This is a genomic window from Neolewinella aurantiaca, assembly GCF_008014675.1.
Lineage (GTDB): Bacteria > Bacteroidota > Bacteroidia > Chitinophagales > Saprospiraceae > Neolewinella > Neolewinella aurantiaca.
In genome coordinates, this window is the sequence record NZ_VOXD01000011.1 from 30,779 (window position 1) to 45,731 (window position 14,953).

Genomic DNA, 14,953 nt, shown 5'->3' on the forward strand with positions numbered 1-14,953 from the left:
CTAAAAAGGATGGCGCTCCATACTTTAAACCTTACACATGAAAATTTTCTATACATTTCTGTTCTGTTTGTGTTCCCTGGGAGCCGCAGCTCAGTGCAACGGCGCCGGAGGAGCATTCCCCGCGTTTGGCTTTACCCCTGGTCCCCCGCCTATTGACGACTCAAAACAATTTGCACTTCAAATCTCAGGCTTGCCCCTGCCGGATTCTGGAAATGGTGAGTTGGATTACTTTGCCGTTACTACCGCCGAAGGCAATGTCGTTGGTTGCGGTCCGGTATCGTCCAACGGATCCGTCGCAATTGGTAACATGCAAATCAATTTTGAATGCGGAAACACAGTGCCGGAGGCACTGAATTGTGCAGCTACACCAGCCTGTGACAACTGTGAAACGTTTCAGGTTTTCTATTACGATGTTTCTACCCAGTTGTACTACCAACTGGAAAACACCTCAAACCCTGGTTCACCGTTAGAGTTTCTTTTTGTTGATGTGAATGATAACGGCGACGGCACGTTCGGCGATGGTATCGTTGATGGCTACGGTGCAACGGAGGCCGTAAGCGGAGCAAATACTGAGGATGCTGATGTCAGCAGTGCTACCATGAATTTTGAGGATTTCTTTCTGCCTCTGCCCGTTTCCTTCGCTGCTTTTACCGGCCAGCAAGCCGAGAAGTCAATCGAACTGGACTGGGTCACAGCCACGGAAAGCGGAAACGATTTTTTTGCCGTCGAGCGCTCCAATTCAGGAAGTGATTTCGAAGAAGTAGGCAGGGTCGCAGCAGCCGGAGATTCCGAAGTTGCTACCAGCTACGAGTTCATTGACCGCACTCCCGCGGAGGGCCTCAATTATTACCGTTTGCGCCAGATCGATGCAGACGGAGACTTCAGCTTTTCCTCCGTTCTCCTGATCGATTTTAAGGGCGCAGACGCAGGTGCAATGATTGTTTCACCTAACCCGGCAACAAACCATCTCTCGGTACGGCTGAGTGGTGACTGGTCAGCTGAAACCGTTAACGGTCAACTCTTCGGAGCCAGTGGTCGTCTGATTAAAAACTGGCAGCAACGCCCGGGAACTTCCTCAACGATCGACCTGGCGGGTGTTCCTGCCGGTATTTACCAGTTGAGGATGAACGACGGCAAAACCCGTCAGATACAACGCGTCATCGTACGCTAAACGCTTAAACCTTTGAAGTAGGTTATTTTGATGGTCGGCGCCTTCGGGTGACCGGCCATCTCTTGTTTGGTATCGTAGCCGGAGCTGATACTACTGTCGGTTTAGCGCCAGGAGCGGTAACTTTTCGGTGGGGAAATACTGTTGCCAGCAATAGCGCTTTCTCAAACCCTCAGATCAAAGAATACTACCATTGCTATGAAAGAATACCTGGAAACTGAACGCCTCATTCTGCGCCCGTTCCTCTTCGCTGATGCACCGCTGATTTTTGCGTTGAATGCTGACCCCGAGGTCATGAAGTTCCTGCCCAAAGACGAAGTCTATACCTCCGAAGAGCAGGCCGCAGATTTTTTGGACCAATACATCCGCAAGGCTCAGGATTGGCAATTCTCGCGTTGGACCGTGCTCCGGAAATCCGACCAGAAGAAACTGGGTTGGTGCGGCTTGCGCGAAGTGGAGAAGGGCGAAGTCGACCTGGGCTTCCGCTTCCTGCGGGAGTACTGGGGACAGGGCTATGCCACCGAGTCGGGGCAGAGATGGTTGGAGTACGGATTCAACGAAGGAAAACTTGCCCAGATAGTAGCACAAGCTGCTGCAGGAAACCTGGGCAGCCAACGGGTATTGACCAAGCTGAACTTTGTGCGGGAACCGGAAGACGATGCTGTCGCATACGGTTTCCAATGGTTGAAATACAGGTTGCCCGCCCCCAAAGAGCGGACCCGTTAAACAAGCTTTGCACCTGCGGCCGCGCCCTCTGTCTTTTAAAGAATCCTGGGCTAATGCGGCCTGAAATTGCCGGACGGGCACTAGTTGCCCAACCGGTCGATTGCAGCCGACAGGCGGTTGATCATCTTGCCCTGCTTGTCGATGGTCTCCTTCAGTCCCAACATTTCGTCGTGGACGTAGCGCTGAATGTTCTGCGGAGAAGGAAGGAACGGCGTAATGCGGGCCCGAACGTACCATATTTCCCGCAGGTCGGCCATTGATACACGGTAAGACTCGTAGAACTTATTATCAGGAATAAGCTCAAGCTCTTTGCTTTCTTCAATCAGGTTTTTTACCCGCCGGACCGCTACATCGCTGCGCGTAACGATGACGTAGGCATAGTTGTCCTTGATGCCGGAGGCCCACAAAGTAGGCTCCAGAAACGAGCAAACCACCTTATCTCCTTCGAAGAGGGTAGGCTCCATACTGTCGCCCGGGACATCGAAACTGCGGTGTGTACCCACCTTGTATTTGTAGTCGGGGAGGCTGAACGTAGGAAGATCCTGCACAAAAGACGGATCGCCTAATTCAGCGGAGTAAACAGACTGTGCCGGAAGCGGTACGTGAACTATAAGTTCTTCGTCGTTAGGCGATTGTATGGTGGTGAGTACCCGGAAGCTCTGGTTGGTTTCCTCGGTCATAAACATCGGGCCATCTCCCGTCATGATGTAAACCGGATTCATTTTGTATTTTGCAATAGCCTTGCGCAGCAGTTCAATGGTTACATCACGTCGGCCCTTAAGAATCTCAGAAAGAGATTGTGGTAAATACTCCAGCGAAAGGGCAAATTGCCTGCTGGAACGTACCCGTTTTTCCTCCCTGAGTTTATTGTGGCATTTGATGAAGCGCTGGGAGACGACGTTATTCATAAAAGTGTTGGTTTGACGTTAATCCGGTTATAAGAGCACCAAAGGTACGCGCATTGTGCGTTAACTTCCTAGTTACGGTCTTGATTTTTTGCAGCAATTTGCTGATTTTTCCTTCGTGGGATTTTACTCCCTCCCGGCCCACCAAAAGCTGGTGTGCTCAACGGACTATTTCTCTTCCGGGATGAGGACATCATCCTTACCGTTCTTGCCGTGGTTGATCACCTCTTCGGCTTCCTCCATGTCATCGTCATGGCGGTCGTGTTGTTGGCTGGGGCCTTTGCTTTTTTCAAAGTTGAAGGAGATGAAAACTGGGAAATGATCTGAGCCCACGTCTCCGAGGCGATGCAGGTCGATGACGGCGAGGTCTTCGGAGTGGAACACATGGTCGAGCGGCCAGCGCATGAACCAGTGTTTGGCGTGGAAAGTTGCGAAGAGGCCCCGGCCCCGACGGGGGTCGAGTAACCCACTGAGACGCTGAAATAACCGGGAAGAATGCGACCAGGCTACATCATTCATATCTCCCGCAACAATGGCATTTCTTCTTTTTTCCTCGACTTCAAGGCCAACCAGGGCGAGTTCGGCATCGCGTCCGGTACTGGCGTAGTCCTCGGTAGGGCTGGGCGGCATCGGATGCAGGAAATAAAGATCTACCTCTTCACCGTTGCCGAGCGTGACAGTTGCATCAACACTCGGGATGTCATCTTTTATTCTGTACTTGACGGTAGGGTTTTGGAGGTCGATACGGCTGAAAACATGCATTCCGTACAGGTTCTCGAGCGGTACATCGACATGGTGGGGGTACTCATGATCGAGGCCCCTGTGCAGTGCCTCGCCCCAGGTGTGGTTAGATTCCAGGGACACGAAAATGTCAGGGTCATTTTCAAGAACGAGATTTACAACCTTGTCGTAGTGCGTGTTGGTCTGCAGGACATTGGAGACCATGATGCTCAGCTGACTGTCAGGATTATCTGGTTGCCGCGCGTCGTGGGATTGTTTTTGCCATAACGGAGTGTAGGGTAAAATCCGGTAAGCCTGGTAAGTCATGCATGCCAACATAAAGCCGGCGATCACGTAATCGTAGCCATCCCAATCCGTATTAGTCAGCAACCACAGGGCCGTTGCAGCCGCCAGTACGAAGATGAGTTGCAGGCGGGGGTAGTCGAATCCCCTGATCCAGTAGTCATCGTATGGCAGGAAAGGAAGTAATGTCCCGATCATCCCGAAGGCGCCAAGTAAGTAGGCTAAAATGCGAAAGACGATCAAGTGTGTGGCTTTGATTAGTGTTACGTTTAAACCTTTACCCATAGGGGCTTTGTTCACTGATTCCAAGCCCTTTTTTCTTTTCGGCAATAGGCGATCGACCTGTATGTTTAGGAGGAACTATTGTTTGTGCCTGAAAAACTGATTTCTAATCAACGAATTTGCCATGTCTGTAATCATTCATACTATCGACCTTCAATTCCTCAACGAGCCGGAAGCCATCGCGGCTTTTGCAATCGAAGACTCCGGAGGTTATACCCTTGTGGAATGCGGACCTTTCTCTACCCACGACAATCTGATTGCTGGTTTGAAAGCAAAAGGCATCAGCCCCGGAGATGTACACACCCTGTTGCTCACCCACATTCATTTCGATCACGCGGGCGCTGCCTGGTGGTGGGCAAAGCGCGGCGCCAAGGTTTATGTGCACCCCAAAGGGCTGAAGCACATGATAAACCCAGGTCGGCTTTACGGCTCGGCCGCCCGGATTTACGGAGAGGAGAACATGGAGAAACTGTGGGGCAGAATGGAAGAAATCAACGAATACGACATAGCGGCCGTAACCGATCGGAACCGTCTCACGATTGGCGGTAATACCTGGGTTGCACATCATACGCCCGGCCACGCCAGCCACCATATTGCCTGGCAACTGGGCAAGAATGTCTTTACCGGCGATGTCGGCGGAGTGAAGATTAAAGGAGGTCCGGTTGTGCCACCGCTGCCGCCACCGGATATCAATATTTCTCAGTGGCGCGAATCCATCAGCCGGCTGCGGAGCCTCCGGGCCGAGAAGTTCTACCTCACGCACTATGGCCCTGTTGACGCTCAGAGCAATCACCTCGATCAGCTCTCTCAACGCCTGGACAGCTACGTTGCCTGGGTTGGAGAAGCTCGAAAGACCGGGCAATCTGAAGAGGAAATGACGGCTGGTTTTACTGAGTTCGTAGAAGCAGATTTACGCACCAACGGTGTCACCGACGAAGTGATCGGCGCTTACCGCGCCGCAAATCCTCCGGGGATGAGCGTAGCGGGTATCCTTCGCTGGTTCACCTATTTAGAGGCCTGATCAATGCCGGGGAATCTCTAAAGTTGCCTCGGCCGAAGGGCTGTAATGTCATTTTACCCTACCGTTTCACAAACCGAACCGTCTGTATCCAGGCTGTCTCCGAATTGCGGCCGGTGGCGCGGAGTGCGTACATACCTGATGGAAGACTGTCCAGTGATTGGTTAAAGGTCGTTGTAGCGGTCGCTTCAAGCGACCGGGAGATGGTACGCAGTTTTTGTCCGCTGATGTCGAGTAGGTCAACCGTAATGTCCGTTCCCGCACCTGCTGCGATAGTAACGGTGATTCTCTCGTCGGCAGGGTTAGGAAATACACGAAGTACATCCGTAACTACCAGACGGTCGTTCCGGAGGGTAGACAGGAAGGAGGTCTCGTAGTCTGGCCCGGTATTTTCTTCGGTAGCGATTGGCCCGATGGTAACGTTGTGCGGGAACTCGCTGGCCCCTACATCCTTATCCTCTACTTCTGCTGGTCGTGGCTGATTCATCAGGTCGAAGAGAACTTCGCTGTCGATTGGATCCATGCCGGGAAACTGTGGCAACGCAGCAAAACCGGGAAGCGCAGCATTGATAGCGGGACTGCTGGCACCCAGACCGAAGAAGCCATCTGCATTTTCTTCGAGCTGAAGAGCAACCCCGAGAAGGCCCGAGGAGGGGCGGCTGATACCAAGGCTTCCGGAGGTGATGTTACCGATCCAGGTTTCGTTTCCTGTGGCGTTGCGGAACAGGTCGTCTTTAGGGTCGGCAAAGATGTTGTTAGCGAAGGTAACGTTCGCAGGCGGGTTGTCGTCGCCGTCGCCGCCCAGGCGAACGTCGTCGCAGTCGATGATGGTGTTGAAAGCGATGTTGATGTTGTCGAGCGGGTCAGAGGCTTCGTTCTGCAGGAAAATAGCCCGGTCGTCGAGATCGAAGAAATAGTTGTTGTAGATGTAGTGATCCTGGCCTTCCCGCACCCGGACGCCACCCTTGCCCCTCAGAAAGAAATTGCCGTAAACGATGATTTCGGAGCCGTGCCGCAGCACTAACTCTGCCTTGGTATTGTCTTCGAATGTATTGAAACGGTAAACATTTTGGGTGGCCTTGCTGGAGATAAGCTCTCCGTCGCCGTCGCACTGCGAGAAATAACAGTATTCCACCAGCGTCCGGCTGATGAAGTCAGCCTGGGTACTTACCCCGATACGGATGGGCTCTACGCCTTCATCGTTACCGCCACCGGGGAAGTTCTTGAACGAGCAGTAGCGGATTTTGTGGTAGCCCGGTTGATTGTCATCAACAAGAATGGAAAGGATGTTTTGGTCCGCAGTATTCAGCCGGTTCTCGAAGTTGCAGTAGGTAATGTCAACGTACTGACTCTCTTCCCGTACCCGCAGGTATTTGTAACAGGTGTAGGCCCGGATGTTGACCTGGGTAAACGTAATGTTGCTGCCCCTGATGTTCACGACATCCGAGGTGCCGATGTTGCCACCAACGTACTGAAAACCGCTGAAATGGATGTTGTCTCCGTCGATCTCTGCCCGTGATGCGCCGTTGAAAACGGTACCGCCGGGAGTTTCAGAAATTATGGTCAGCGAGTTTTTCACGATGTCCATAAAGATGTCGGCGTAGGTGCCGTCGGTCCAGATAATCGTATCGTTTGCAGAGGACTGATCGTGCGCAGCATCGAAGGTTTCCTGGGAATCGACAAATACGGTATTGGCAGTAATCGAAGTTGTGAACAGTAGGAAAATGAAGGAAAATTGAACGACTTGTAGTTTGTTTTTCAAAGTAAATAGCTTGGTAAGATTGCTAAGGTACAAAATTGGTTGACCAATTTGTCGGAGAAAAAGCAGAGGTTGTCGTTTCAGGGGATTTTAATCTGCCGTGGATATCCGTAGTACTTCGGTATGGTGAGGTAGTACCTTGAATTTCTCTGAGATACAGTAGCCGGTGATGGCCATGATCTCGTCGTCGGCGTTACACAGCAGGTAGATTTGATCACGCAGCCAAACGGGGACTTTCTCGTCGATCATGTAGTCCTTCACCTTCTTACTTTTACCGCCCATTCCTAGTGGTTGGAAGCGGTCTCCTTTTCGGCGCGGCCGCAGGTGCAGGGGGAGGGGTAGAGGAGCGAGGAATAACGGACTGGAGGTATTAAGCACTTCAGGCCGAGGGACGAGCTCAATGGTTAGTTTATGGTGGCCTCCCTTAAGTGAACACGGGAGTTGCTTGATTTCTGTAGCGGGGAGTGATTTATCTCCATAGGTCTTAAAGTCGAAAGACCAGGTTTTGGGTGTTACATAAGCTATCATGTTCTTACCCTCAATGGTGCGTTGGCCGGGGACAGTGATGATTTGCTTGAATTCTTCGTTCGTAAAACTATTTTCTCGTAGCGGGAGTGATCGTAAGAAAGCCAGTTGATCGATACCTTTAGGGAAAGCGGTGCGGTCAATAACCAGCATTTCTCCAGTGCCCCAGTCATTAATTACTACTTCTTTAAAAACAGCGCTGAATCCATGTCGATAAATCCTCTCATCAGCCCGGAGGTTGTTTGCGGTATTTGCCCAGGTATTGATCGACATGCCAAATTCATCGTAGAACACGGGGGCTAAATGATGACGGATTCTGTTGCGTAGGTAATTGTCTGAAGCGTTACTTTCGTCTTCTCTCCAATTGAGGTTTTTTGCCCGGGCGTAAGCTAGGATGGAGGCTCTACTGCTATTAAGTAACGGACGTACTTTGGTATGGGGAATCAGTCCGTAAATAGATTCAGATTTTGGCTCTATTCCACTAATTCCCCTGAAGCCTGTACCTCTGATTAGATTCATCAGGACGGTTTCAAAGTTGTCTTCTAAATGATGAGCTATTACTAAATGTAACATGCTGCAGTCTTGCTCAATAACGATTTCGTCAAACCACTGGTACCGCAATCGCCGGGCAACCATCTGCGTACTCTCGCCCGGGAGTGCTTCTTTTTTAGCGTCCACTGCCTTAAGGAAAAACTTTGCTCCCAGCGTCCGCGCCAGATCCTCGACAAAGGCAGCATCTTCGTTGGAGGCTTCGCCCCGCAACTGGAAGTTCATGTGCGCAATAGCAAAATCGTAACCTTCGGCGTGCAGCAAGTGCGCTAGTACGGTACTGTCCAGCCCGCCGCTACAAGCCAGCAAAAGCTTGTCCGTCTTCGTAAACAGTTGCTCACGCTCAACAAATTCCCGAAATGTCGTAACTAAATCCGTCATAGTTTTTCAGTTGTGCCGCCGGGGCCTTGCGGAAGCGAAGTCGCATATCAAGTATCGCCAATTGCATACCCCATATTTTGCTTGTGTGGCAGCGAAGTCGCATATCAAGTATCGCCAATCGCATATCGCATATTTTGCTTGTGCGGCAGCGAAGTCGCATATCAATATCGCCAATTGCATATCGCATATTTTTCTTGTGCGGCAGCGAAGTCGCATATCAAACATCGCCAATCGCATACTTTGCTTGTGCGGCAGCGAAGTCGCATATCGCCAATCGCCAATCGCATATTTTGCTTGTGTAGCAGCGAAGTCGCATATCAATATCGCCAATCGCATATCGCATATTTTGCTTGTGCGGCAGCGAAGTCGCATATCAATATCGCCAATCGCATATCGCATATTTTGCTTGTGCGGCAGCGAAGTCGCATATCAAATATCGCCAATCGCCAATCGCATATTTTGCTCGTACGGCAGCGAAACCGCATATCGCCAATTGCATATTTTGCTTGTGTAGCAGCGAAGTCGCATATCAAGTATCGCCAATCGCCAATCGCATATTTTGCTCGTGCGGCAGCGAAATTGAGTGTAATATATCGAGAATCGAGAATCAAATATCTAACAATTTCGATGGGGTGAACCCCATCGCCACAAGAGACGGACCTCCGGCCCTAATGCATTCGGTCTCCGCGAACTTCCATGTTTTCCAAAAGGTCTTTTTCGAAGGCCAGGAATTCTGCCCAGCGCGCATCTACTTTCTCACGGTCGAAATATTTGCGCGCCAGCTCTATGAATAACACGTAGTGTCCAGCTTCGGCGACCATAAATTTGTGGTAGAAAGCACGCAGGTCTTCGTCCGAGCAGTAGAGGCTGAGCAGCCGGAAGCGCTCACAGCTACGCGCCTCTATCAGGGCGCAGAGCAACAGTTTTTCCATCAGGGCCGCTTCGCGGCCCCCACCTTTTTTGAGGCATTTCATGAGCCCGTTCACGTATTCGTCTTTGCGCTGACGACCCAGTTTCAATCCACGTTTCTCCAGTTCGTGCAGCACCATCCGGAAGTGGCCCCACTCCTCGGTTACGATTGGCGCTACCTCCGCCACAATCTCCGGGTAATCCGGGTAGCCCTGGATGAGCGAGATGCAACTCGTGGTGGCTTTCTGTTCGCAATAGGCGTGATCGGTCAGGATTTCTTCGAGGTCCATTTCTGCTAAGTTCACCCAACGGGGATCGGTGGGGAGCTTAAGGTTGAGCATTTGGACGGTAGCGGCGGTATCCATTGGTAAGTAATTGAAAGTAATATGTAGGGAGGCAAAGGTAAGGAGCACACAACAGGAACTGTAGTTACCTCAGTCATCAAAGGTGAAATTTTGGCAAGGTGATTTTATTATCCGGCGAACTGACAAGTTGAAAGCATAGCCGTAGCTACGGCAAAACTCGGCGGTGAAGCCGGATGGTAAAAGCGGCCGCTAAAAACCATCTGGGATGGCCGAGGCAACTATATAATTCCTCTTGAGCAGTAGATTGAAAAGCCCGCAGTCACTAATCGTGGCTGCGGGCTTCTGTTTCGGTCAGTATGAACCTTGATGTTCTATACCCAGAAAATCAGGTTGAGGTCCTGTGCGTGGGGCATTAGTTTATGCGTCGGGCGCAAACGGAAGCCATACTCAAATACACCTGTGTATTGAGGATCGAAGGAAATGGTAAATGTTGCCTTCCCGTCTTTCTGACCCGCAAGTTTGAACGGCTCGGTCCGGATGAGTTCCAGTTTCTCTTCACTGAGGCGGCGGTAAGCGCAGTATTCGAGTACAAGCCCCTTGGCATCGATGCCGTTGGTATCGATCACCACTTCGGCGTTGAACTTGCTTGACATCGTGAGCGACTCATTGACGCTGTCGAATGAGTTGTTGTCCACAACGTGGATACCAGACCATTTCTCGGAAACGTCCTGTTTCCACGCGGCGAATTCGCGCGCAGGCTTCCATTTGCTCTTGCTGGCAGCCGTTTGGCTTTTGCCGAGGGGCAGGTAAAAGCGGTCGTAGTAATCGTCCATCATCCGCTTCATCGTGAAGGTCGGGGCTACTTCGGCAATGATTTGCTTCACGAAGCCCATCCAGTCTTTACTGATGCCGTTTTCGTCGCGGCGGTAGAAGGTCGGGATGATTTCGTCTTCAAGGATGGCGTAGATGGTTTCAGCATCCAGTTCGTCCTGCAGGTACTGCTCCTCATAGGTACGCTCCAGCGGGAGTGCCCACCCGGCATCGGGGCGGTAACCTTCGGCCCACCAACCGTCGAGAACGGAAAAGTTCACCGAGCCGTTCAGGGCTGCTTTCATCCCGGAGGTTCCGGAAGCTTCCAGCGGACGGGTCGGTGTGTTCAGCCATACGTCTACACCCTGGGTGAGGAGTTTGGCCATCTCCATGTTGTAGTCTTCCAAAAAGATCACCTTGCCGGCAAACTCAGGCTTCTTACTGACGTGGATGATGTGGCGGATGAGGTCCTGTCCGCCCTGATCGGCTGGGTGAGCCTTACCGGCAAAGAGGAAGATGACCGGGCGGTCCGCATCGTTGACGAGCTCCATGAGCCGCTCCTCGTTTTTGAACAACAGAGTGGCACGCTTGTAAGTCGCAAAGCGCCGCGCAAAACCGAAGACGAGGGCGTTGTCGTTGATGTTGTTCACGATGTCGATGATCGCCTTGGGGCGTTCTCCGCGCCGCCGCATATCCACTTCCAGCTTTTCGCGAACGTACTCCAGCAGGCGAACCTTAAGGGTGTGGCGTACGTCGAACAGTTTCTTGTCGTCAATTTTGTGGACTTTGCGCCAAACGTCTTTATTGCTTTGGTCGCGCAGCCAGTTTTTTCCGAATTGAGTGGAGTAAAGTTCGTGCAGGTCGTTTGCGATCCAGGTAGGGTAGTGTACCGAATTGGTAACGTATCCGATGTGAACCTCCTCGGTAGTGTAGCCGGGGTAAAGGCTCGTGAACATTTCCTGGCTCACTTCGCCGTGTAGTTTGGAGACACCGTTGACGCGCTGACTCAGGCGGATAGACAGTTTAGACATGTTGAAGTCTTCTCCCTCGTCGTCGGGGTTGAGACGACCGAGAGCTACGAACTCCTTCCAGTCGATGCCCAGATCCGCAGCGTAGTTGTAGAGGTAGTTGCGTAGCATGTGCTCCGGGAAGTGATCGTGCCCGGCGGGAACTGGCGTGTGGGTAGTGTAGAGGCTGCTGGCCCGCACAGCTTCGACGGCTTCGTTGAAGTTCATCCCGTCTTGCTGTACGTGGTTCTTCAGGCGCTCGATGCTCAGGAAGCCGGCGTGGCCTTCGTTGAGGTGGTACACTTCCGGCTCCAGCCCCATTGCCTCGATGGCGCGGACGCCACCAATACCGAGCAGAATTTCCTGTTTCAGGCGGTGCTCGTTGTCGCCGCCGTAAAGCATATGTGTAAGGGCGCGGTCGTCCTGCTGGTTGTCTTCGTGATCGGTATCGAGGAGGTACAGGTTGATGCGTCCGATGGGGAGTTTCCACACTTTGGCGACGACCATCCGCCCCTGAACAGGAACGGTGATCTTGAGCCACGATCCGTCTTCGTTGCGGACAGGCTCAACGGGCAGCTGGGTGAACTTCTGCGCCGGGTATTTATGGATCTGGTCACCGTTGATGCTCAGCCCCTGGTTAAAGTAACCGTAGCGGTAGAGCAGCCCCATACCAAAAAGGTTTACGTTGGAGTCTGACGCTTCTTTGAGGTAGTCTCCGGCAAGTACTCCTAGTCCGCCACTGTACAGTTTGAGGCTGATGTGCAGACCGTACTCCATACTGAAGTAAGCAATTTTAGGACTCTTGCGCTTGAGGGGCTCAGCCAGGTAGGCATCGAAGCTTTTTTCGACGGCCTTGAGTTGGCTGAGGAATTTTTTGTCTTTAGCCAGTTCCTGTGCCCGTGAGGGATCCAGCGTTTCCAGCAGGGCAACGGGGTTGTAGTTCAGTTCTACAAATTTATCCGGATCAATTGAGCTGAATAGCTCCTGAGCACTGGCGTTCCACGACCACCAGATGTTGTTGGCCAGTCGGGTGAGCGGTTCAAGTGCAGCGGGCAGTTCGTTTTTGATGAAGATGCGGTGAAGCTTCATTTCAGAATTGGTTTGCATTAAAATCATTTTAGCATGTAATTTAAGAGCGGGAATTCGCTGCGGCAGCGCTTTGGTTTCCCGAATACCAGTTCACCTCGTTATCCCCCGGCAGGAGGATAAAAGTAGTCTTCGAACGGCCGTAAAGGGCAGGAGACCATCGAAGTACAGCCAGAGCAGTGGCACCTTTCGGCTTTCTCTCTGGCACAGAATTATGGCGGCGGGGTAGTGGCACCTTTCGGCTTTCTCCCCCGGCCACAGTTCGGTCTTGTCAAGTTCCCCGATCAGGCGCGGACGCAGGTGCAGGGTGAGGTGTCGAAGCCGGTCACCGTTGGCATAAACAGATTGGTGAACCTTGCTTGATGATCGGACTTCGCCGTATTGTGCATGATAAACACGGTGAGCTCAGCTATCCGTGGAATGAGTCCCCGGTTGTGTCTGGAAGCATAATTCAGAAGGCTCATACACACTACTGATTACCTAATGCAAACCAACCCGGAATAAACTGAGTAGGGCAAAACTCGACATTTCAGGTGAAACCGCCAAATCAGCCTGTTGTGCGCTGGCAAAGGCAAAATATTACCAGCTGGCCAGAGAATCGCTAACAGGGATACTCACACGGTAGAGCACGGACACTAAAGACATTCGCTTTTAGGGATTATTACCTTGACAGTGCTGTTCGGGCAGACTTCATGTTGCCGTTTCCCGGACTTTAGCCCGGAAGATTGATGGAGGAAAGATTAGATCGACCTGATCGTTATTTTATCACGCTAAAGCATGATAATTAGTGGCCTAAAGACTGCCGGACAGTGCTTTCGGCGGTATGGAAACCCATGTACGGCAAAAGCGATTGCCCTACCCGGAGCAATTACCGTTAGGTCTTTGGTTATTAGCTTGTGACCTCAACTCGCATCCGGCAACTTTCTTCCCATGACAAACGCAATCAAGAATAATTACACGCCCGTTCTCATCAGCATTGGCCTTCTGGTGTACTTCCTGTTCATGATAGCTGTGTCCCACTTTCAGTGGGACTTTATACTGATTGGCGTGATTACGGAGCTCCTGACCCTTCCCGCGTTGGGTGTAGTTTTGGGGCTGTTTGGCTACAGCCTTTACCGCAGTTTCCGGGGTGAGGTCGCTCAGCGACCTGTATTTAAGATTACCGCAGGCATTCTGTTCGCCTGCATCTCAATGCTGCTGATCGTTACCTTTATAGCGTAAAACCCGAGAGGGGAACCCGTCAGTAAAAACCCGCTTCTTACCATTTGGGAAGAAAGCAAGGAGGAAGACCCTGGCGGTAATGTAGTGGCTTACTTACCCTCAGCAAAGAGGTCCATTCGCTCTCCCAGCATACCGCCTCTGATGAATTTGCCTTCTTCAATCAGCAACACTTCACCCATAGAGCCGAACTTCATGCTGGAGTCGACCGCAAGAACTTTACCCCCGAAAAAGGAGCGGATTGCCTGAAACGAAGTGTGCCCCACAACCATCCGATTGGCTTTCACTCGTTTCAGGATGCGGTCGATATCTTTCTCTTCAAAATCACGGTCGAGAAAATAACCGCGGTACCACAGTGGCCCGTTTCTTCCCTTCAGGATACCCAGTCGCTCAGTCTTGCTTAGGGTTAAACCGGGCTCTGCGTCGATTAGGTTCATATGGTAAAGATCGTTGATCTTACCGAGGTCTGAGACCTCTCTTAGAAGGTCTTTGCTGAAGCCTCCGTGGACGAAAACCATGTCGTTGATCCGTATGGTAAGCGGGAGCGAGCGCAGCCAACGGCCAAGGTAGGAGTCAAGCCCGAAGAGCTCGTAATACGGTGCCCGCAACAGTCCGGATGTAATCATGTAACGCTTGTTGACGTACCGTACGTCACGGTCCATCACCATTGTTTCGTGGTTGCCCAGCAGGAAGTGAACCCGGCCACCCGCAGCTTTTGCTTCTATCTGAAGATTGTGGAGCAACCAGAGTACTTCCGTTACCTGACCTCCACGATCGAATACATCACCCACAATAACAAAATGCCCGTCTCCGTAGGCCCAGTGCAGATCATCGTCGATGATACCATGACTGATGAGTACCTTACGAATTACATCGAACTGGCCGTGGATGTCACTCACGACCGCAACTTTATCCACACCATCGAACGAAACCTGGCGGTCGCGGTCAAAATGCCCCGAAGCCGCGATGGTTTCCGGCCGGAAAGACCGGAAAGCCGGAAGGCTTTCGGAAATATCCTCGGACCAGTATGCTGAACCGGATTTTTTGTCTTCGGGCCACGCCCAGTACGCCTGCAACTGCCCCAGGGTGTCGTAAATAAGGTAAGGTCCGTCAGCGTATCGTATGTCTGACTGAGCACTGCACATTATGGGCAGTAAGAGGGAGAGGATGAGGAGTAGCTTTTGCAAAATCGACGTGCTGTAGGAGTATAACCCTGAGTGAAAATCTTGCGCCAGGTGAAGACTGACGCGTACAATTAACGTGAAGAAGGTGTTAACTGTTT

The 14,953-nt window shown here is 51.7% G+C and carries 12 protein-coding genes; 4 read left to right on the top strand and 8 right to left on the bottom strand.

From position 1 onward, the window contains the following. Positions 1-37 precede the first annotated feature (37 nt). Both FUA23_RS08700 and FUA23_RS08705 read left to right on the top strand, forming a co-directional pair. Positions 38-1,171, top strand: coding sequence for a T9SS type A sorting domain-containing protein (locus FUA23_RS08700; protein ID WP_147930351.1), 1,134 nt, complete (start codon positions 38-40; stop codon positions 1,169-1,171). 195 nt (positions 1,172-1,366) lie between these two features. Continuing rightward, positions 1,367-1,894, top strand: coding sequence for a GNAT family N-acetyltransferase (locus FUA23_RS08705; RefSeq protein ID WP_147930352.1), 528 nt, complete (start codon positions 1,367-1,369; stop codon positions 1,892-1,894). An 80-nt stretch (positions 1,895-1,974) separates the two neighbouring features. Here the strand turns inward: FUA23_RS08705 and FUA23_RS08710 are convergent, their stop codons facing one another. Together FUA23_RS08710 and FUA23_RS08715 are read right to left on the bottom strand one after the other, a co-directional pair. Beyond that, a complete protein-coding gene (locus FUA23_RS08710) occupies positions 1,975-2,802 on the bottom strand; it encodes a LexA family transcriptional regulator (RefSeq protein ID WP_246144111.1) in 828 nt (275 codons plus the stop codon). Between the two features lie 165 nt (positions 2,803-2,967). After that, a complete protein-coding gene (locus FUA23_RS08715; protein ID WP_147930353.1) occupies positions 2,968-4,107 on the bottom strand; it encodes an endonuclease/exonuclease/phosphatase family protein in 1,140 nt (379 codons plus the stop codon). Between the two features lie 121 nt (positions 4,108-4,228). On the opposite strand from FUA23_RS08715, the gene FUA23_RS08720 reads away from it, so the two are divergent. Beyond that, positions 4,229-5,125, top strand: a complete 897-nt coding sequence (locus FUA23_RS08720) for an MBL fold metallo-hydrolase (protein ID WP_147930354.1) — start codon at positions 4,229-4,231, stop codon at positions 5,123-5,125. Positions 5,126-5,183: 58 nt separating this feature from the next. Here the strand turns inward: FUA23_RS08720 and FUA23_RS08725 are convergent, their stop codons facing one another. The 5 genes from FUA23_RS08725 to FUA23_RS08745 all read right to left on the bottom strand — a co-directional run bounded on the left by FUA23_RS08725 (position 5,184) and on the right by FUA23_RS08745 (position 12,917). Beyond that, a complete protein-coding gene (locus tag FUA23_RS08725) occupies positions 5,184-6,884 on the bottom strand; it encodes a chondroitinase-B domain-containing protein (protein ID WP_147930355.1) in 1,701 nt (566 codons plus the stop codon). Between the two features lie 87 nt (positions 6,885-6,971). Further along, positions 6,972-8,336: a tRNA lysidine(34) synthetase TilS gene (gene tilS, locus FUA23_RS08730; protein ID WP_147930356.1), complete on the bottom strand. Its 1,365-nt coding sequence runs from the start codon at positions 8,334-8,336 to the stop codon at positions 6,972-6,974. Between the two features lie 668 nt (positions 8,337-9,004). Continuing rightward, complete coding sequence (gene miaE, locus FUA23_RS08735) at positions 9,005-9,610, bottom strand: tRNA-(ms[2]io[6]A)-hydroxylase (protein WP_187270943.1); 606 nt, start codon at positions 9,608-9,610, stop codon at positions 9,005-9,007. Between the two features lie 311 nt (positions 9,611-9,921). Next, the gene (gene glgP / locus FUA23_RS08740; RefSeq protein WP_246144113.1) at positions 9,922-12,474 is read right to left on the bottom strand and encodes an alpha-glucan family phosphorylase; all 2,553 of its coding nucleotides are present in this window, start codon (positions 12,472-12,474) and stop codon (positions 9,922-9,924) included. Between the two features lie 263 nt (positions 12,475-12,737). Next, a complete protein-coding gene (locus FUA23_RS08745) occupies positions 12,738-12,917 on the bottom strand; it encodes a hypothetical protein (protein ID WP_147930358.1) in 180 nt (59 codons plus the stop codon). A gap of 466 nt (positions 12,918-13,383) precedes the next feature. On the opposite strand from FUA23_RS08745, the gene FUA23_RS08750 reads away from it, so the two are divergent. Next, positions 13,384-13,674, top strand: coding sequence for a hypothetical protein (locus FUA23_RS08750; protein ID WP_147930359.1), 291 nt, complete (start codon positions 13,384-13,386; stop codon positions 13,672-13,674). Between the two features lie 89 nt (positions 13,675-13,763). On the opposite strand, the gene FUA23_RS08755 is transcribed toward FUA23_RS08750, so the two are convergent. Further along, positions 13,764-14,858, bottom strand: a complete 1,095-nt coding sequence (locus FUA23_RS08755; protein ID WP_147930360.1) for a metallophosphoesterase — start codon at positions 14,856-14,858, stop codon at positions 13,764-13,766. Positions 14,859-14,953: the final 95 nt, after the last annotated feature.

Bases quoted from the DNA above. Each gene is read 5' to 3' on its own strand.
- FUA23_RS08700 (WP_147930351.1), top strand. From the start codon at position 38: ATGAAAATTTTCTATACATTTCTGTTCTGTTTGTGTTCCCTGGGAGCC.
- FUA23_RS08705 (WP_147930352.1), top strand. From the start codon at position 1,367: ATGAAAGAATACCTGGAAACTGAACGCCTCATTCTGCGCCCGTTCCTC.
- FUA23_RS08710 (WP_246144111.1), bottom strand. From the start codon at position 2,802: ATGAATAACGTCGTCTCCCAGCGCTTCATCAAATGCCACAATAAACTC.
- FUA23_RS08715 (WP_147930353.1), bottom strand. From the start codon at position 4,107: ATGGGTAAAGGTTTAAACGTAACACTAATCAAAGCCACACACTTGATC.
- FUA23_RS08720 (WP_147930354.1), top strand. From the start codon at position 4,229: ATGTCTGTAATCATTCATACTATCGACCTTCAATTCCTCAACGAGCCG.
- tilS (WP_147930356.1), bottom strand. From the start codon at position 8,336: ATGACGGATTTAGTTACGACATTTCGGGAATTTGTTGAGCGTGAGCAA.
- miaE (WP_187270943.1), bottom strand. From the start codon at position 9,610: ATGGATACCGCCGCTACCGTCCAAATGCTCAACCTTAAGCTCCCCACC.
- glgP (WP_246144113.1), bottom strand. From the start codon at position 12,474: ATGCAAACCAATTCTGAAATGAAGCTTCACCGCATCTTCATCAAAAAC.
- FUA23_RS08745 (WP_147930358.1), bottom strand. From the start codon at position 12,917: ATGAGCCTTCTGAATTATGCTTCCAGACACAACCGGGGACTCATTCCA.
- FUA23_RS08750 (WP_147930359.1), top strand. From the start codon at position 13,384: ATGACAAACGCAATCAAGAATAATTACACGCCCGTTCTCATCAGCATT.